The organism is Leeuwenhoekiella polynyae (assembly GCF_004104075.1).
GTDB lineage: Bacteria > Bacteroidota > Bacteroidia > Flavobacteriales > Flavobacteriaceae > Leeuwenhoekiella > Leeuwenhoekiella polynyae.
The window spans coordinates 170,049-189,319 of sequence record NZ_QOVK01000003.1; the positions used below are offsets into that span (position 1 = coordinate 170,049).

Genomic DNA, 19,271 nt, shown 5'->3' on the forward strand with positions numbered 1-19,271 from the left:
CTCATTGATGGGCTTTTTTTAGTTTCGTTTTAAACCTAAAGCAATGATACCCGCGATGAGTGTAAAGCTCAACAGGGCTATAAAACTTCCTTTTAAACTGAACGTTTCTGCTAAAAAACCTAAAAAAACAGGACCTAACAGTAAGCCTACAAAACCGGTTCCTGCTATAAAACTGATACCTTCTGAAGCTTGTATACCTTTTAAATTTCCGCTGTATCGAAATAGTTCAGGAACCACGATAGACAACCCAATTCCTACAAGTCCAAATCCTGCTAACACGATCATTGTTGTTTCGGTTAAAACCAATCCAAAACCTAAGGTCGCCACAAAACATCCCACAATCATAATAAAACGTGAACCAAATCGTGCGCTTATTGCATCACCAAAAAAGCGACCCAGCGCCATGGTTCCATTAAAAATTGTATATCCTAAACCCACCAGAGTTGCGGCCGCAAGGGATACTTTTTCCAGGTATAATGCGCTCCAGTCAACGATTGCTCCTTCTGCTGCCATCACCAGGAATCCAATCAAAGCCAAACCAATAAGCGGTCTTAAATTGCGTAACTTCAGACTGCCTTCGCTTTCTGCTTCTGTGGTTTTTAGATGCAAATAATTACTGCACAAAATCAGGTTGGCAAAAATCAATAGCAAACTTACGCTAGCCATATGCTGCCAAGGGATCGCCAAATACGGAATCAGCAGGCTTCCTATTCCTGCACCTAACATTCCGCCTAAACTGAAAAAGCCATGAGAAACAGACATAAAATGAACCTCATCGCGTTTTTCTATTTCGGTAACTAAGGTATTTATCGTGACATCAAGTAATCCTGAAAATAAGCCCACCACAAAAAGACTGGCGCATAAAAAAAAATAAGTTTCTACTAAAAATGGACCTAAAAAAACACTACAAAATCCCAGTATAGCGATAAGTGCTGTTTTCCCCACACCTAAAAACTGAATGATTTTGGGTACAAAGGGAATCATACTCAAGGTTCCTAAAGCCATAAAAAACACGGCAAACCCAAGTTCTCCTTCACTAATTGCCAGTTTTGATGTGATCTCTGGTATATAAATCGCCCAGGTCCCAAAAATAATATTGAGCGTGGCGAATAAAAAAACCGGAGTAAAGTAGCGCAAATCGCTAAAGACTAAACGTAGAGCTTTCATGAACTATAGGAGTTATCAACTGCCAAATTACCAAAAATCTGCGTTTAATAGCATATAACAATCCACATATAAACAAACGCTTGATTTGATCACTGAAACCTTAGCGCTAAGTTTGCCTCACGCTTAACGATGTGTTATTTTTACAAACTATGCTAGAAACAGAAAAAAAACACTATCAAAACACCTTAAGCTTTGCTAAACAAGCCGATGCAGCAGATCCTTTAGCACGCTTTCGCGAAAAGTTTAACCTTCCTAAGGACGAAAACGGTAACAACCTCATTTATTTATGCGGAAACTCTCTAGGCTTACAACCTAAAAAAGCTAGAGAATATGTTGCTGAAGAACTCAACAATTGGGCAGAGTTAGCCGTAGAAGGGCATTTTAAAGCTAAAACTCCGTGGACGACGTATCACGAAATTCTTGCTAAACCTATGGCAGATATCGTAGGCGCAAAACCTGGTGAAGTGGTCATTATGAATACCCTTTCTACAAATCTGCATTTGATGATGGTTTCATTTTACAGACCTACTGCAAAACGTCATAAAATAGTGATAGAAAGTGATGCATTTCCTTCAGACAGTTATGCTGTTAAATCTCAGATTAAAGAGAAAGGTTACAATCCTGATGATTCTCTAGTGTTGTGGAAACCCAGACCGGGAGAAGATCTCTGCCGTTTTGATGATCTTGAAGCTTTGATGCAACAACATGGCGAGGAAATTGCGCTGGTGATGATCGGTAATTCTAACTACTATACCGGGCAAAAATATCCTATAAAAGAAATAACACAATTAGGTCATCAATACGGTTGTAAAGTAGGTTTTGATCTGGCGCACGGCGTAGGTAATATAGATGCAGATTTGCACGATAACGGTCCTGATTTTGCCGTGTGGTGCACGTATAAGTATTTAAACAGTGGCCCGGGAGCACTAGGGGGTTGTTTTGTACACGAGCGTCATGCCAACAATAATGACATTCCACGTTTTACAGGCTGGTGGGGACACAAAATGGAAAGCCGATTTAATATGCGTGTAGACTTTGATCCTATTGAAGGTGCAGAAGGCTGGCAGCTTAGTAACCCGCCAATCCTTTCTATGGCTCCTATACGTGCTTCGCTTGAAATTTTTGAAGAAGCAGGTTTTAAAAACATTCGTACTAAGTCTAAAAATATTACCGGATATCTCGAATACTTAATCAATGATCTCAATGACCACCGCATTACTATATTGACACCGACAAATCCCGATGAGCGCGGATGCCAACTTTCAATTCAAGTAAAAAATGCAGATCGCAGTATGCACGATGGTTTTATGCAAGCCGGTATTATTTGTGACTGGCGCGAGCCAGATGTTATCCGCGTAGCTCCTGCCCCACTGTATAACAGCTATGAAGATGTATATGAAATGATTCAACGGCTGAAAGAGCTTTTAGCCAAAAAATAAATGGAGTTTCAACTACCAACTAACAAACCACTTTTGAAAAATAAAGAACATATTTTAATCATAGGCGCCGGCCTCTGCGGATCTTTACTCGCCTTACGTATGGCGCAACGCGGCTATAAAGTAACCTTAATAGAAAAACGCCCGGATCTACGCAAGGAAATAGTAGACTCTGGTCGCTCAATAAATCTGGCATTTTCAGACCGTGGTATGAAAGGGCTGCGTCTTGCCGGTCTCGAAGAAAAAGTGTTACCGCTTTGTATTCCTATGAACGGCCGCATGATTCACAACACAGAGGGCGAACTTTTCATGAGTCCGTATAGTGGTAGAAATGAGTACATCAATTCTATTTCTCGGGAGGACCTCAACATTATGCTGCTTGATGAGTGTGATAAAATGCCTGAAATTACCATGCTCTTTAATCAGAAGTGTACCGGTGTTGCTTTAGAAACCGGTGAAGCTACTTTTGAAGATTATAAGACCCAGCAAACCACAACCTATAAAGCTGATGTGGTGATGGGTGCTGACGGTGTAGGCTCTGCACTTCGCAAAAGCATGCTTGATCATCGCAAGTTCTTATTCAGTTACGGGCAAGACTTTTTAACCCATGGTTATAAAGAATTATCGTTCCCCCCCGGAGCTGATGGGGGATTTTTAGTAGATAAAAATGCATTACACATCTGGCCTCGCGGAAAAGATATGATGATCGCATTGCCTAATCTCGACGGAAGTTTTACCGTGACTTTATTTTTATCCTGGGAAGAAGGTAAAGACAGTTTTGAAAGCCTGAATACAGATGCTGCAGTCCTTGACTATTTTCAAAGGGAGTTCCCTGATGCATTAAAATTGATGCCAGATCTGCTGAAAGAATTTAAAGAGAATCCTACTTCCCCATTAGGGACCATAAAATGCTCGCCCTGGCATGCCTACGGTAAAGTATTACTGCTTGGTGATGCTGCGCACGGGATTGTTCCCTTTTACGGGCAGGGGATGAATTCTGCTTTTGAAGATATTCACGTTTTAGACAAATACCTAAACAAGTACGAGGGCGATTGGAAAGCTGTTTTTAAAGCGTATCAAAACGAGCGTAAGGAAGATACGGACGCTATTGCAGATCTTGCAGTTGATAACTTCCACGAAATGAAAGCGCACACCGCACGTCCTATTTTTCAGGAAAAACGAAAACTGGAAACTGCCTTTGAAGAAGCTTTCCCTAAAGAATATTTTTCTAAATATGCTTTGGTCACTTTTAGAGAAGACTTGAGGTATTCTGAAGCGATGCGCCGCGGTCGCGTGCAAGATAAAGCGATTCTCAATCTCATTCACGACGGTAAGTTTACCGACAGTATGAGTCTGCACGACAAGCTTGATCTGGTTAAACAAGAAACCCGAAAAATGCTTCACGACGATGAAGTTGTTGAAGGCCTAGAAGAAGAATAACGATGCATTTTATTTCTGAAGAACTTGATGATTATGCAGTAGCTCATTCTGCTAAAGAACCTGAATTACTGCAAAAATTGACTCGCGAAACCTATCAAAAAGTGGTACAGCCGCGTATGCTAAGTGGTCATTACCAAGGGCGTATTTTAAGTATGATCGCAAAACTAGTTAACCCTAAGATCATTCTTGAAATAGGCACCTACACCGGCTATTCGGCGTTATGCCTTGCAGAAGGTTTACAACCTGATGGTATTTTACATACGATTGATGTTAATGAAGAACTTATAGACTTTCAGAAAAAATATTTTGATGCTTCTGCTTACGCGAAAAATATACAACAACATCTGGGGCCCGCACTTGAGATCATTCCGCAACTTGAAGGAGATTTTGACCTCGTCTTTATAGATGCAGATAAGCCCAACTATCCGGCTTATTTTGAGCTGATCATAGATCGTTTAAAGCCCGGCGGACTCATTTTATCAGATAATGTTTTATGGAGTGGAAAAGTAGTAGAGCCCTTAGACCCTAAAGATAATTCTACAAAAGCGCTTTTAGAATACAACAAAATCCTGGCTGAAGATGAGCGTCTGGAAACCGTATTGCTGGCTATAAGAGACGGACTTACGGTAAGTCGAAAAAAAATCCCGTCTTGATGGAAGACGGGATTAATAATTAACACTTAGTATAAATACAATTCTTTAAAAAAGACTATTCTCTATAACAGAAAATATCTTTTTTAGTGAAGAAATCATAGGTTATAATTTCAGGTATAAGATATTACTAAATTCTTATATCTACAGTATAGAACTAAGAAAAAAATGATCAATTTTTATAAAAAGCCGCAAAAACTTCTAACTTCTTAATTATCCTAGAATTTACGCTTCACCGGTCCGGTAATATCTTCAATATTCTTTTTTGCCTCATCGATCTCGCGCTTCATATCTTTTGCTATATCCGTATTGATACCCTGCTTATCTGCACTCTTGGTGATTTCAGTCTTGATATCTTCTGTAGCATTTTTAAGGGTACGCATACCCTTACCTAAACCTCTGGCAATGTCAGGCACTTTATCTGCTCCAAATACCATTACGATAATAAAAACAATAAAGCCAATCTCTCCGCCGCTAATAAAAAGTGGTATACTCATAATACTACAAATATATGTGGAAAAATGAAAAGCCGGTGAATCTTCACCGGCTTTTTAATGGTAATTAACTCTTAAAAAAAATTAATCTTCTGTACCCTCTTTAAAGCTGTCAAATTCGCTTTCCTCTTCTGCTTTTGGCCAGCTGTTATTGCTCACATCTACATCTGCAGTCTCAAGGTCTGGATCTAGCATCACGCCTACCAGTTCTTTATCAGTTGCAAGAACCTTAGTTACTTCAGCATCATTCTTACGCCACACTTGTACAGGGTAAGTTACTTTTTCTTTAGTACCGTCTGCATAGCTATACTCAACGATGATAGGCATGGGTATACCACCCGGCTTGTTGAATTTAACTGCATAGAAATGCTTAGGCGTCTTTAATTTTGCACGCTCTGCAGGTGTAAAATTATCCATCATAAACTCCTGTAAGTTTGGAGCATTTTCTATCATAGACTTCCCTTTCATTGCAGGGTCGTAGTCTTCACCACCCTCTTCTACTACATAAACTGCATCAACAGCACTAGGATCTACACCATAACGAGCTAACATCTCTTTACCAGCAGCTGTAGGGTTACTCGTTAAGTAGTATGATTTTACTTCGCTAACGCCCATATCTACATTTTCTGTAGTATAGAACCAGCCTCTCCAATACCAGTCAAGATCTACTGCAGATGCATCTTCCATCGTGCGGAAGAAATCTTCTGGGGTTGGGTGTTTAAACATCCAGCGTTGTGCGTATGTCTTAAACGAATAATCAAATAAGTCACGCCCCATAACCGTCTCTCTAAGAATGTTTAAAGCTGTCGCCGGTTTTCCGTATGCGTTATTACCCAGTTGATAAACATTTTCAGGGTTAGACATAATAGGAGAAATAAAATTTTGATCTCCTGCCATGTAACCTGTGATCTTAGAAGGCTCTCCACGACGTGAAGGATATTTTGAATTAGGAGCAATAGCTTCTGGATAATTCTCACCAAAATCCTGCTCAGCTACATATTGTACAAATGTGTTGATTCCTTCGTCCATCCATCCCCACTGACGCTCATCAGAGTTTACGATCATTGGGAAAAAGTTATGTCCTACTTCGTGAATGATCACACTGATCATTCCAAATTTAGTGCGATCACTATAGGTCCCATCTTCGTTAGGGCGCCCATAGTTCCAACAGATCATCGGGTATTCCATACCCTGATTCTTTCCGTGTACAGAGATCGCTTTAGGATACGGATAGTCAAATGTCATTCTAGAATATGATTCTAAAGTCTGCACCACAGCTTTAGTAGAATATTCTTCCCAAAGCGGGTTTCCTTCTTTAGGATAAATAGAAATCGCCATCACATCTCCTTTTGGAAATTTTACAGCTTGTGCATCCATAATATATTTACGAGAAGATGTAAATGCAAAGTCACGTACATTCTCTGCATGAAGTTTCCAGGTTTTCTTTTTTGTACTGTGTCCTTTTTCAATTTGCTCAGCTTCTGCCTGAGTTCTGATGATCACCGGCTTGTCATAGCTCTTCTGAGCTTGCTCCCAGCGCTTCAGCTCTTCTTTACTGTAAACGTCTTTACGATTAACCAAGTTACCGGTACCGTCTAATAAGTGATCTGCAGGTACTGTGATCTCCACATCATAATCCCCAAAAGGAAGTGCGAACTCACCGTTACCCCAGAACTGATAGTTTTGCCAGCCTTCTACATCATTATACACACACATTCTTGGGAAGAATTGTGCAATTACATAGTTCTTGTTTCCGTCAGGAAAGCTTTCGTACCCAGAACGTGCCCGGTCTACGGTATGCTCAGGGATGTTATAATTCCAGCGGATGCTGAATTCAAACTCATCACCAGGCTCTAAAGCTTCCGGCATTTCTACACGCATCATCGTGAAGTTTATCATATGAGGTAATTCTTTACCATCTTTAGAAACTTCAGTGATATTGAATCCCCCATCAAAAGGATCTGTCATATAGCTTGAAACCACAGAACCCGGCTGAATGACCGGTGCCATCCCACTGCCGTCTTTTTCCAATGCAGGTGAATCTTTTTTACGAATGTTTTGATCCAATTGCACCCATAAATACTCCAATTTATCCGGAGAATTGTTATGGTAGGTGATGGTTTCATAACCACTGATGGTTTGATTCTCATCGTTCAATTCTATTTTGATTTCGTAGTCTGCTTCGTTTTGATAATAAGCAGGACCAGGAGCTCCTGATGCAGTACGATACTGGTTAGGGGTTGCAAACTCATTATAAAGCTGTCTAAACTTATTGGTGTTTACATGACCCGGTTGCTTTTCTTCTTGTGCCGGCTCTTCTTGCGCAAAACTTGTTGCTCCAACCAGAAGTAACACAGTGAAAAGCGTGTACTTGAGTTTTTTCATAAATGTTATAATCTATATTAAGTGCTTGTGAATGCTATAAAAGTAAAGATTAACCTAATCTTAGTAAATTATTCAGAAAAGTTTAACACTGCTTTATCATTCTCCCGGGTCAGTAAAAAGCTTTTTTTCTCAGAACCAGCCTTTACGTGTACCACGTTTTTTTGCTCAGGAAAGAGGTCTGTTAGCAAGGTGTTTTCAATCTCTATACGCTTAAGGTTTTGAATATCGGTTACTTCAAAAAAGCAAACCACATAATCTATCTCATCCTTATGACCTATGTAGTGTAATGGCTGTTTCTCTCCATTAATACGTACTATAAATTTACCCTCAAAATACGTTTTGATATACCCATCCAATTTTTTTTGATCGTAAGAAGCATCTACCTTTATGGACTTGTCGTATCGCTCTTGAAACACTTTTTCTAAATCATCATAAAAGACTCGGGTTACCATTTTTAGCGCATGATCTGTAGCATCATAATCTGCCTGCGTAACGCTAAAATAATATTTGTGGAGACCGGCTGCCATTAACGGAACTGCGACAACCAACAGAAGAATTAGTTTTTTCATAAGGCTTGTAAAAATACAGATTCTGATTTGCTTTTTGTCATTTTAATCAAAATGCGTTCCAAAGTGTTATTGCTTTTTTTCAATACGTACGCCCTCATCTTTTTTATGTTCTAAATAAGCGGGAGCCTCCTGGAGTAGTAATTCCATCAAAGAAAGAGGATTTTCACTAGCTGCAACAGCTAGATTTGCTGTATTATCCATATACACATAATGCACAAAGTCGTCAATAAAACGTGCCGGGATTTCCAACTGTTTGATATAGGTGCTATCTGCTACCAGATTACGGGCTTCCTGCACTTTGATTTCCATATTAGAAACTTTTACAATCTTTTTGAGATATGCTGTACGCCCACTTATCGCATTAATCACAGCATCTACAGGGATAATTCCGCCACCGCTATGGGTGGCCGTATATAACTTCCGCTCTTCTGAAGTAAGAACGGGACCGGTATAAACAGGCAAACCTGCTTCGGCAGGATCGAAAGGTTTTTCCAGTTTAGGCTTATTCATATCATCCCCGAGCCTTCCACTGAGCGCTACATCGCTAATATTCACATCTGCAAGCTCCGTAACTTCAGTTTCTAACGCTATTTCTATATACTTTCGGGAATAAATCGCAGGAGTAATGACTAACTCTTTATGTTTGAACTGTAATGCCGAAATATAAAGCGTGTCGTTAACACGTACAGGAATCGCAAAGTTTCCACTTTCTGAGGTGATGGTCCCTTTCTGAAGCGTTAAATTGAGAATATGTAGATACTCGTGCTCTATAGAGTCGTTGACAATTCTACCTTCAAGCATGACTGCTTCTTGGGCCTTTAGCCCCAAAGAACAACTCAAAAAAAGGATCCCAAAAAAACCGAATAGTTTTGCCACGTGCGTCAGATTAACAATTCCTCTTAAATACGCACTAAAGATAAGATAGTTGCAAACTACTTTTTAATTTTCGCTTTGAATGGCTTTAAATTCTTCGCGTTTGTTAATCAAAAATTGGATCAGATTCAGCTCGTTACCTTGTTCCAGCATCTCCTTGTTGAGTCCGTTTGCAGCTACATAATCCATATACAACCCTATTTTTCCTTTTTCAATATTCAAATTCTTCTGAAAAAATTCGTTAGAATACATTACTGCTAATTCATCTTCTGCAGTTTCGTTCAGGTCACCTTCCGTCTTATCTTTTTTATCAAAGATCGCTTTAAAGATATTCACAAAATTGAGGCCGTATCGCCATCTTTGATCGTCTAGCGCCACATTGTCTACTTCTGAGTAACGGTCTGGCTTGTTATCTTCTGCGCTCAACTGGGTAGCAGTTAATGAGACTTGGTCATCTATGGTTTGCACACGGTTTACATCTGCAACAATGTCTCCGGTCAGATCATAAGGCGTTACAATAATCTCACTCAATTCATTAACCGTTTCTCTCAAAGTAATATTGATTTGTTTTGAGTTTACAATCCCCTGATCTACCAATACCGTAATCGGTGCAAATTGTAGGGATTGAATGACGAGTTCATCATTACGAGCCACCGCGATATCAAAAGTCCCTTCTTCTGAAGTTATAGTACCCCGTTGTGCGGTTATATTGTAGACTACAATACCTCCCGGGCCATCACCCGACGGCACAATGATCTGACCATCTACCATAACACGAGCTAACTTTTGACTGGTTACTGTAAATGACAGAAATAAAACAAGGCATAGGCTGGTAATAACTTTCATAATAGAGCGATTTTTTGGTACTATGAAGTAACAACAAGATTTTGAAATTTCAGGGTAAAACCGGCGTAAACTTTTGTTAAATGCCTTTTAAGTATGTCTATAATTTTAACTTTGAAAGACCTAAACCTCATTCATTTTGAAAAACCTCATCCTTGCCAGCACATCTACTGTTCACGGCGGTTCGTACTTAGAGTATCTCAAACCGCAATTGGACCTGCATTTCAAAGCCGTTGAACGACTTATATTTATACCCTATGCGAGACCGGGTGGCATTTCTCACGAATTATATACATCAAATGCTCAAAAGTTTTTCAATAGTTTGGATATTGAAGTCGTAGGATTACACAGTTTTAAAGACCCAATAAAAGCTCTAGAACATGCTGAAGGCGTTTTCGCTGGTGGGGGTAACACTTTTTTACTGGTTAAGCAATTGTATGAAAACAAAATCATTGCTCCACTTCGAGATCGTCTGTATCAAGACATGCCTTATTTAGGAACCAGTGCGGGTACCAATATTGCCGGAGTAAGTATGCAGAATACAAACGACATGCCTATTGTTTACCCTCCTAGTTTTAAAACTTTAGGTGCTGTACCCTTTAATATCAATGCGCATTATCTAGACCCTGATCCCAACAGTAAACATATGGGAGAAACGCGTGAAACACGTATTAAGGAATTTCATCACTTTAACAATGTACCCGTTATAGGGCTTCGCGAGGGCAGCTGGATAGAAGTCAAGCAACGCACCTATATCTTACGCGGTCCCCACAGTGCTCGTATTTTTGAAGCTACAAAATTACCATACGAACTCCCTACAGATTCTGAAATTACCGTAAGCTAGAGTTTCTTCAAAAAATGATAGCCCTTGATCACATAATCTTCATTCAGGTAGAACTTGTGACTGGGAAAATTATGCACGTAACTGTTGAGTTCTGAAGTCTCACAGCCTTGCTCCCGGGCATAGGTGTAAATCCACTTAAAAACCTGCTTCCCCAGACCTTTTCCGCGGTGTTCTGCTTTGATAAACACGTGATCTACTTCACAGGTTTTTCCAGCATAATGCCGTATTGCGAACCACAAGCCAAAAACTCCTGCAAGTTCGTCGTCTTTATAAATTCCGTAACACTGGTAGCGGTGTTCAAACATATCGGCGAAACGTTCTTTAAGCAGTGATTCTTCCACACGGTATTCCATCAATTCCTGCACCAGTGGTAAAAACATGTTAATGTCTTCTTTAAACAAGCGACGGACATTAATTTTGGACATAATTGGCTATTTTTAAAAGTAAATCACCTTGGGCCAAGCCCATAGGTATTAAAATAAGACAGTTCTTGAATTCGAGGAAAGCCTCGGATCAGTTAACTCTCGATTATCGAGAAAAGAAACAAAAGTAATGGATTATACGATTCAACATAGAGAAAATGACAAACGCGGTATGTTCTGGATAGAAGGTGAGAACGGAAAAATCTCAGAACTCACCTATACCGTTAAAGATGATTCTACAATTATTGTAGATCACACCGAAACTAAAATGGAATTTGAACATCAGGGTTTTGCCAGTAAAATTCTGGATCACGCTGTACAATGGGCACGTTCCAAAGCGATCAAAATAGAACCTTTGTGTCCTTTTGCAGAAGTAAAATTTGACGAAAACCCAGAGTACGCAGACGTACGTGCTTAGCAACTCATCGCTTTCAGTTTTGAATACCAACACCTACACCATTAAAGAGATCAATGCGTCAGATACTTACGCAGTAAGACATCCTGTTTTGCGTAAGGGCCGCCCGTTTGAAACCTGTGCAATGCCCGGTGACACTGATGAAGACACCGTTCACCTGGGATTGTTTGATGCTCAAAAACTCATTGGCGTGGTCACCTTTATGAATGTGGCTAAACCGCAGTTTACCGGTAGACAATATCAGCTGCGCGGGATGGCGGTTTTAGAGGATTATCAAGGGCAACGCCTGGGTAATGTTCTGGTAGAGGCGGGAGAAAAACTCTTGAAAGCTAAAGGCATAGAAACCCTATGGTGCAACGCCCGTATTAAAGCGCTTAACTTTTACCTCAGAAAAGGGTTTGAGATCAGTGGAGACCCTTTTGAAATTGAACCCATAGGCACGCATTACTTACTGTTTAAAACCCTTTGATGAAACGCAGAACCTTTATACAAAACACCGCTCTAGCAACCGCAGCCCTTAGTACATTTCCGCAGTGGGCAACTGCACAGGAAACTTTAGATAAAGACCAACTTTTAGGTAAAGGGAACCCAAAACTTGTGGAGCAAAATGGATACCGATTACGCCCACAGGTCGCAGCGGCTTTTGATAAAATGACTGCCGCGGCACAACAAGACGGCATTGGGATTCAGGTGGTATCAAGCTATAGAGATTATGCCCATCAAAATCGCATCTGGGAACGCAAGTTTAAAAGCTATACCGGTAACGGAATGCGGGATCTAGAAGCCATAAAAAAGATCATAGAATACAGCACGATTCCAGGAACTTCACGCCATCACTGGGCAACAGACCTCGATATTATTCAGTCTGGGACCGGGGTAACCAGCAATGTATTGGATCCTGATAAATTTCACGGCACAGGACCTTTTTGCGAACTTAAAGCCTGGTTGGATAAACACGCAGAATCCTTCGGATTCTATGAAGTATACACCAACGATTATGGTCGAAAAGGCTTCAATTATGAACCCTGGCATTTTAGCTATGCGCCCCTTTCCGTAGGCTATTTGCAACAGTATACCAGGTTGGATATTGCTCAAATCCTTCAGCAAGAAAAACTCTTGGGAAGCGATGCTTTTACTGCAGCATTCATCAATCAGTATAAAACAGAAAATATACTGGACATCAATCCGTCACTTTTAGACTAATCCCTACAACCATCAATTATGAAACTAGGCGGAAGAGCGCTCAAGCTATTTTTAGGCATTGCCATTGTCGCTTTTGGATTGATTCGCTATTGCGGCAGTCAGGAAGAAAACCCATATACCGGTCGAACGCAGGCCATAAGTCTTTCTACAGAAGAAGAAATTGCAATAGGCCTGCAAAATGCGCCTATTATGGCAGATCAACATGGCGGAATGCACCCGGATCAGCAACTGCAGGATTTTGTAGCTCAAGTAGGTAAAAAACTGGTAGATCATACCATCGCTCAGGAAACGCCCTATCAGTATGAATTTCATTTGCTGCGCGATCCAAAAACCGTAAATGCCTTTGCGCTTCCCGGCGGACAAATTTTTATCACCTATGCGTTAATGGAACTTTTAGAAAACGAAGATCAACTTGCTGGGGTCTTGGGTCACGAGATCGGCCACGTGGTAGGGCGGCATGCTGCAGAACGTATTGCGCAGAGCGAACTCGCCAATACCGTGGCAACCGGAGCAGAAGTAGGCGCAGACGCCGGAATGCTCGCCAGTCAGCTGGGACAAACCTTATTGCTCAAAAACGGACGTGGTGACGAACTGGAAAGTGATGATCTCGGCGTCAAGTTTATGCTGGAAGCGGGGTATAACCCTGAAGCGATGATTGAAGTCATGCAAATACTCAAAGCTGCCAGCGGCGGCCAGCGCGTACCCGAATTTCAAAGCTCGCATCCAGACCCCGAAAACCGTATTCAAAAAATAAAAGAAGCTATTGAGAAGTATCGTTCTAATTAATTATTCGTTGTCGTTAATTCAAAAACATAGACTCCTCCCTAAGCCTTCTTTAAAGTAAAATCATTATTTTGCTAGCATTTAAATCGGCCAACAGGAAAGATCTCGTAAAATTTGAAATGAAGGCTTATTTTAACAGGAACATCTCAAACGCTATCGTGATTGCTCCTCAATCTTTTAGCCTTTGGTCATAAGAGTGATTATCTTTGTAGAACAACTAGAGAAAAACCATGAATAAGAAAGTAATTTTAATGATCCTCGATGGATGGGGATTTGCACCTAATAAAGAAGTTTCTGCCGTAGATCAGGCCAATACCCCCTTCATTGATTCACTCTATAACAAATACCCACACGCACAGTTGCTAACCCACGGAGGCAATGTAGGTTTACCTGATGGCCAAATGGGAAACAGCGAAGTGGGTCATATGAATCTGGGTGCCGGTCGTATCGTATATCAGGATTTTGCTAAAATCAATAAAGCGCTTTACGACAATACACTTAAAGATCAAAAAGAGCTTAAAGATGCCTTTGCATATGCGAAAGCAAACAAAAAACCCATACACTTATTGGGTCTGGTTTCAGATGGTGGGGTTCACGCCCACATTAACCATGCTAAAGGCTTAATTGAAGCTGCAAATCAGGCAGGCGTTGCAGAGGTTTACATCCATGCATTTACAGATGGTCGTGATGTAGATCCACAAAGCGGTGCTGGTTTTATTGAAGATTTAAACGATTATGCAGCTAACAACGGAGCCAAATTGGCCAGTATTACCGGTCGCTATTTTGCTATGGACCGCGATACCCGCTGGGAGCGTGTGAAGAAAGCCTATGACGCTGCTGTACATGGGATAGGTACCAAAACCACAGATCCGGTAAGCGTGATCAAAGCTTCGTACAAAGAGGGCGTGACCGATGAGTTTCTAGAACCTATTGTAGTTACTGAAAATAACCAACCCGTTGCAACAATAAAAGACGGTGATGTGGTATTGTTCTTCAACTACCGTACCGACCGCGGGCGTGAATTGACGCGTATGTTATCTCAGGAAGATTTCCACGAACAAAACACGCATAAGCTGGACTTGTATTACGTCACGATGACCAACTACGATCAGACGTTTAAAAACATCCACATTATTTTTGATAAAGACAACCTGACCAATACTTTGGGTGAGGTGGTTTCTAAAGCGGGTAAAAAACAAATCCGTATTGCAGAAACTGAAAAATATCCACACGTTACCTTTTTCTTTTCAGGAGGTCGTGAGCAACCTTTTGAAGGAGAGACCCGTTTGATTGCAAAATCTCCGGATGTTGCAACGTACGATCTGCAGCCGGAAATGAGCGCTTATGAAGTGCGGGACAAAATTGTTGCCGAACTGAAAAAAGAAGAGGCAGACTTTGTATGCCTCAATTTTGCAAACCCGGATATGGTGGGGCATACCGGTATTCTGGAAGCCGCAGTAAAAGCTTGTGAAGCCGTAGATGCCTGTGCCAAAGACGTGATCGAAACCGGAATCGAACACGGTTACAGCAGCATTGTGATCGCCGATCACGGAAACTGTGAAACCATGGCAAACGAAGACGGTTCGCCAAACACAGCACACACCATCAACCCGGTACCCATTATTGTGGTAGATAACGACATCACAACTGTAAAAGATGGGATCTTAGGGGATGTGGCTCCAACCATCTTAGATATGCTAGGTGTAGATAAGCCGGCAGAAATGGATCAGAAAAGTCTGGTTAGCTAAAAAACAAAAGCTATGAACATGTACAAACTACCTCTGATTGCTTTGGCACTATGTGCTCTGGTAAGCTGTAAATCAAAAAGTACAGCGACTGCAACCCCCAAAGCTCCGGAAGCTCCTGTTGTTGCTGAAGCTCCTGAAAAACCGGAAGCTCCGGCAGTACAACAACCTCAAATGCTAACCGGAAAGACCGAACGTCAGGAGTTACAAACCGGAACTTTTGGCGAATGGTTTAATCCCTTCTACGCCTCGTACCGGGTTGACGAAGATCTTGTGAAGGAGCTTAAGCCTTTGCTCAAAGATGTAGACATCACCCTGTTTATGGGCACTTGGTGTGGCGACAGCAAACGGGAGACCCCACGTATCTACAAAATATTTGATGCGGTTGACAAAAGTGATGAGATAAAATTAATCACTGTAGACCGTAGCAAGAGCACGCCGCAAGGTCTGGAAGAAGGCAAAGACATCAAACGCGTCCCCACGCTTATTTTCAGCAAAGACGGGAAAGAACTGGGGCGTATTGTTGAGTACCCTATCGACAGTTTGGAAGCCGATATGCTCAAGATTCTAAAAGGCGAACCTTACCAACACGCCTACGCAGATTAAAGTCCGTGCCGGACAACCAAAGATCTAAAAGCGACGACTCTCTACGAGTTGTCGCTTTTTTTATAGGTTTTAAGGAATACCCTAAAACCCTCTAAATGGAAAGAACTACATTTAGCCTGATTAAAGAGGTTAACGATCTGTGTACAACCGCTTGCAAACATTTAAATATAATAGATATAACAAAACTTGTTGTGTTATCCGTAAGTTGTGGTGCATTTAAGATGTACATATTTACAAGAAATAAAGAGTTGAACTTTTCAAAGGAAAACATTGAGTCATTAACCAAAAGTGTGACTGAATTAAAGGACGTTTTGATCAAAATTGGAACAAGTGGAATTACTACATTATACTGGACATAGATATGCAATGTAGCACAGGTTTGTGAAGACTTAGATATATTACCTGCTGTTCTTTACCGTTGGCGTAAAGAGCAAAAGAATTATGGCAAGAATAGTTTTCCTGGTCGGGGTAATCCTAAAATGACTGATGAACAAAAAGAGATAGCTCGTTTAAAGAAACAGCTTAAAGAAGCCGAATTAGAACGTGATATCTTAAAAAAGGCGATTGGCATCTTTTAGTTCATTGTTTGTTATTTGATATAAAGGTATTCATGAATGCTTTGCATTTCCGCGAGCGACAAGAAAAATATAGGTTCATAAAACAGCATCGTGAAATTTCCTGTTGAGAAGATGTGCACTATGTTAGCAGTAAGTAAAAGTGGTTATTACCACCGGTTGAAATCTGGTCCCAGCACCCTTTGGAAAGAAAATCAGAAGCTCTCTTCATTAATCAAAGGTATATTTGAAGACAGTCACCAGAGCTATGGAGCTCCTAGAATAAAAGCTGAATTGAAAGCTTTAGGTTTTAAGGTGTCAAAGCCACGGGTATCCCGTATGATAAAGGCAAACTACTTATATGTCAAGAGAAAGCAAAAGTTTAAAACAACCACCAATAGTAACCATAAATATCCCATAGCACCAAACTTGTTGGACCAATGCTTTAATGTAGCAGGGCTAATCAAGTATAGGTAAGCGATATTACTTATGTTCAGACCAAACAAGGTTGGAGTTACACAGTGATCATTGATCTATTTAAGAGAAAAGTTATAGGATGGGCTTTAAGTGATACCCTAAATACCGAAGATACTGTTATAAAAGCCTGGCAAATGGCTATTAAAAATACCACACTCACACAACCTTTGATATTCCATTCAGACCAAGGTATTCAGTATGCCAGCCAAAGATTTACTAATCTACTTAAAAGCTATAATGGCCTGCTAACAATCTATGAGTCGGAAAGGAAACTATTGGGACAATGCCGTGGCGGAATCCTTTTTTAAATCTCTAAAAGTAGAGCGGGTATATTGGCATAAGTACAAGCTTAGATCACAGGCATAGTTATCTATCTATCTTTCAGTGGACAGAAACCTGGTACAATACCAGAAGAAGACATTCTTATTTAGGAAACAGAACCATTAAAGAATTTGAAATAGATAGGTGTAATCAAGAACTAGCAGCATAGTCACTCAACTTAAAGTCCAGTTTTTTGTTGCAAGTCCAGCTAATATTTTTTACTCTTTGGAGACTTTAGTTGAACTGTTTGATTGGTACTATTTGAAAAACAGACTTGGAATAAAAAGATTTAGATTATTCTTTTTTATTTCGGGCACATTTTTGAGCTGTCTCTATACTTTTTGGTCTTTTATGGCATATTTTTTATGGTCAGTATGGTAATCAAACTAGATACAAAATCCGCAACCATTGTCCAAGCCTCTAATTCTCAAAAAAGGCTCCGATTCAAACCTCCCAAAGCCTCGGGATTATTCCGCCCTTGGTTTTTTTATGTAACTTTGTTTCTTGAGAGTCTGAAAAGATACTAGAAGGCAATACGAAAAACTGCTATCCCTATTATAGAAGCCTGAGTCCGTAAGCCAAAAACGGCCTTACGTATTTCCAAAAAAGGAAAAATCACCCTTTACTTTCAACCTGTAACACGTTTTTAAAATAATCTGACAATACGAGTTCGCGCGGTTCGCGATCTGGAGCAAATTCCCTGATGCTTTAAAAAAGTTTTAGGACTCTGGATCTTTTATACCGGCAATGCATACGTATTAAAAAAGACCGAGTAACCGCCTATGCCTACCGTATTACCACAATCCCTTCAGCAAGATATTCACACCATCACGCAGATTAGCGCCGTGCCATCTATCTTAAATATCATTTGCCAAACCACCGGAATGCGTTTTGCCGCAGTAGCCCGCGTTACCGATGAGCGGTGGATTACCTGTATGTCTAAAGACGAAATTGAATTCGGGCTTCAAACCGGCGATGAGTTAGTCCTCGAAACCACCATTTGCAACGAAATCAGGCAAAATGCGCTTCCCGTTATTATTGAAGAGGTGACTAAAAGTGATACCTTTCGCGATCACCCTACCCCGGCACAATACGGGTTTCAGAGTTATATTTCCTTTCCAATCTTTCGGAAAAACGGTGAATTCTTCGGTACCCTTTGCGCCATTGACCCCAAACCCGCCAAACTCGATACCAAAGAGGTGCGCGATTTATTTGAACTCTACACCCAGCTGATTTCTTTTCATATTGATGCCCTTGAAGAACTAAACCAATCCAATCAAAATCTGCAAAAAGAGCGAACGATTGGCGAGTTACGCGAAACCTTTATCGCTGTTTTGGGCCACGATTTAAGAAATCCTGTAGGCACCACCCGTATGTGTGCAGACATCCTGCTTAAAATGGATCTTCCTGAACTTGCCAACCGCCAGGCCAGTACCCTAAAAGCAACGTCCTACCGTATGCAGGGACTTATTGACAACCTGCTTGATTTTGCCAAAGGGCATCTGGGCGAAGGCATCAGGCTTGAACTTTCAAACAATAAGCAGGCGCTCAAAAAATTGATCCTGCAGGTTTGTAAAGAAATTGCAACTGTTGAGCAAGAGCACGAGATCACGACCCAAATTCAGTTAAAAGAAGAGTTTGAATGCGACATCAACCGGGTGGGTCAGCTGCTGTCTAACCTGTTAAGCAATGCCGTCAAACACGGCGCCCCAGGCAAACCCATACGCATGGCTGCCCTTGCAGAAGACGGATGTTTTAACCTAACCGTTTCTAACTTTGGCCCTCAAATTCCGCCTGCTAAAAAAGCAGAGTTGTTTAAACCCTTTTTTACGACCAATGCCACCAACAACAAGTCGGGATTAGGCCTGGGACTCTATATCTGCTCTGAAATAGCCAGAGCCCATAACGGAACCATGCAGGTAGAATCAACAGCGGAACAGACCGAGTTTACATTCAGTATGCCCATCAAAGCGCAGAAAAAAAATCTGTCAGCGGACTAATTAGATTTTAAATTCCGGAAAGATTACCCGTATCTTTAATCGGA

At 40.9% G+C, this 19,271-nt stretch carries 19 protein-coding genes and 1 pseudogene; 13 read left to right on the plus strand and 7 right to left on the minus strand.

Going from position 1 to position 19,271, the window contains the following annotated elements:
- Positions 1-18: 18 nt before the first annotated feature.
- On the minus strand, positions 19-1,167 hold the full coding sequence (locus DSM02_RS05935) for an MFS transporter (RefSeq protein WP_128764767.1): 1,149 nt from the start codon (positions 1,165-1,167) through the stop codon (positions 19-21).
- A 149-nt stretch (positions 1,168-1,316) separates the two neighbouring features.
- On the opposite strand from DSM02_RS05935, the gene kynU reads away from it, so the two are divergent.
- Genes kynU through DSM02_RS05950 form a run of 3 tightly spaced genes read left to right on the plus strand, consistent with a single transcriptional unit; the run spans position 1,317 to position 4,696 of the window.
- Positions 1,317-2,606: a kynureninase gene (kynU, locus tag DSM02_RS05940; protein WP_128764768.1), complete on the plus strand. Its 1,290-nt coding sequence runs from the start codon at positions 1,317-1,319 to the stop codon at positions 2,604-2,606.
- Between the two features lie 33 nt (positions 2,607-2,639).
- Positions 2,640-4,043, plus strand: coding sequence for an FAD-dependent oxidoreductase (locus DSM02_RS05945; RefSeq protein WP_240673988.1), 1,404 nt, complete (start codon positions 2,640-2,642; stop codon positions 4,041-4,043).
- A 2-nt stretch (positions 4,044-4,045) separates the two neighbouring features.
- Positions 4,046-4,696, plus strand: coding sequence for an O-methyltransferase (locus DSM02_RS05950; RefSeq protein ID WP_128764770.1), 651 nt, complete (start codon positions 4,046-4,048; stop codon positions 4,694-4,696).
- A gap of 215 nt (positions 4,697-4,911) precedes the next feature.
- Here DSM02_RS05950 and DSM02_RS05955 read toward each other — a convergent pair whose 3' ends face one another.
- The 5 genes from DSM02_RS05955 to DSM02_RS05975 all read right to left on the minus strand — a co-directional run bounded on the left by DSM02_RS05955 (position 4,912) and on the right by DSM02_RS05975 (position 9,860).
- A complete protein-coding gene (locus DSM02_RS05955) occupies positions 4,912-5,190 on the minus strand; it encodes a Sec-independent protein translocase subunit TatA/TatB (RefSeq protein ID WP_128762543.1) in 279 nt (92 codons plus the stop codon).
- Positions 5,191-5,271: 81 nt separating this feature from the next.
- Positions 5,272-7,572: a M1 family metallopeptidase gene (locus DSM02_RS05960; RefSeq protein ID WP_128764771.1), complete on the minus strand. Its 2,301-nt coding sequence runs from the start codon at positions 7,570-7,572 to the stop codon at positions 5,272-5,274.
- A gap of 68 nt (positions 7,573-7,640) precedes the next feature.
- The gene (locus DSM02_RS05965) at positions 7,641-8,141 is read right to left on the minus strand and encodes a DUF6702 family protein (protein ID WP_128764772.1); all 501 of its coding nucleotides are present in this window, start codon (positions 8,139-8,141) and stop codon (positions 7,641-7,643) included.
- 66 nt (positions 8,142-8,207) lie between these two features.
- Positions 8,208-9,017 (minus strand): hypothetical protein, encoded by an 810-nt coding sequence (locus tag DSM02_RS05970; RefSeq protein WP_128764773.1) that lies wholly within the window; start codon positions 9,015-9,017, stop codon positions 8,208-8,210.
- A gap of 63 nt (positions 9,018-9,080) precedes the next feature.
- Complete coding sequence (locus tag DSM02_RS05975) at positions 9,081-9,860, minus strand: peptidase associated/transthyretin-like domain-containing protein (protein ID WP_128764774.1); 780 nt, start codon at positions 9,858-9,860, stop codon at positions 9,081-9,083.
- A gap of 136 nt (positions 9,861-9,996) precedes the next feature.
- On the opposite strand from DSM02_RS05975, the gene pepE reads away from it, so the two are divergent.
- Positions 9,997-10,701 carry a dipeptidase PepE gene (gene pepE / locus DSM02_RS05980; protein WP_128764775.1) on the plus strand — a complete coding sequence of 235 codons (705 nt, stop codon included), beginning with the start codon at positions 9,997-9,999 and terminating at the stop codon, positions 10,699-10,701.
- On the opposite strand, the gene DSM02_RS05985 is transcribed toward pepE, so the two are convergent.
- Positions 10,698-11,126, minus strand: coding sequence for a GNAT family N-acetyltransferase (locus DSM02_RS05985; RefSeq protein ID WP_128762550.1), 429 nt, complete (start codon positions 11,124-11,126; stop codon positions 10,698-10,700). The genes pepE and DSM02_RS05985 overlap by 4 nt on opposite strands.
- Before the next feature lie 127 nt (positions 11,127-11,253).
- Between DSM02_RS05985 and DSM02_RS05990 the strand changes: the two genes are divergently transcribed.
- From DSM02_RS05990 to DSM02_RS06030, 9 genes and pseudogenes are all read left to right on the plus strand, one after another.
- Positions 11,254-11,541 (plus strand): GNAT family N-acetyltransferase, encoded by a 288-nt coding sequence (locus DSM02_RS05990; protein WP_128762551.1) that lies wholly within the window; start codon positions 11,254-11,256, stop codon positions 11,539-11,541.
- Positions 11,504-12,007, plus strand: a complete 504-nt coding sequence (locus tag DSM02_RS05995) for a GNAT family N-acetyltransferase (protein ID WP_240673989.1) — start codon at positions 11,504-11,506, stop codon at positions 12,005-12,007. Before DSM02_RS05990 ends, DSM02_RS05995 begins: the two co-directional genes overlap by 38 nt.
- Positions 12,007-12,741, plus strand: a complete 735-nt coding sequence (locus tag DSM02_RS06000; RefSeq protein ID WP_164918242.1) for a M15 family metallopeptidase — start codon at positions 12,007-12,009, stop codon at positions 12,739-12,741. Before DSM02_RS05995 ends, DSM02_RS06000 begins: the two co-directional genes overlap by 1 nt.
- Positions 12,742-12,759: 18 nt before the next feature.
- Entirely contained in the window at positions 12,760-13,527 is a 768-nt protein-coding gene (locus tag DSM02_RS06005; protein WP_128764777.1) for a M48 family metalloprotease, read from the plus strand.
- Between the two features lie 227 nt (positions 13,528-13,754).
- Positions 13,755-15,272, plus strand: a complete 1,518-nt coding sequence (gene gpmI / locus DSM02_RS06010) for a 2,3-bisphosphoglycerate-independent phosphoglycerate mutase (protein ID WP_128764778.1) — start codon at positions 13,755-13,757, stop codon at positions 15,270-15,272.
- 18 nt (positions 15,273-15,290) lie between these two features.
- The gene (locus DSM02_RS06015; protein WP_240673990.1) at positions 15,291-15,875 is read left to right on the plus strand and encodes a thioredoxin family protein; all 585 of its coding nucleotides are present in this window, start codon (positions 15,291-15,293) and stop codon (positions 15,873-15,875) included.
- A 95-nt stretch (positions 15,876-15,970) separates the two neighbouring features.
- The gene (locus DSM02_RS06020; protein ID WP_128764780.1) at positions 15,971-16,234 is read left to right on the plus strand and encodes a hypothetical protein; all 264 of its coding nucleotides are present in this window, start codon (positions 15,971-15,973) and stop codon (positions 16,232-16,234) included.
- A 6-nt stretch (positions 16,235-16,240) separates the two neighbouring features.
- Positions 16,241-17,396, plus strand: a pseudogene (locus tag DSM02_RS06025) (IS3 family transposase); the annotation flags it as partial.
- Between the two features lie 613 nt (positions 17,397-18,009).
- A complete protein-coding gene (locus tag DSM02_RS06030) occupies positions 18,010-19,227 on the plus strand; it encodes a GAF domain-containing sensor histidine kinase (protein ID WP_128764781.1) in 1,218 nt (405 codons plus the stop codon).
- The last annotated feature ends 44 nt before the right edge of the window (positions 19,228-19,271 follow it).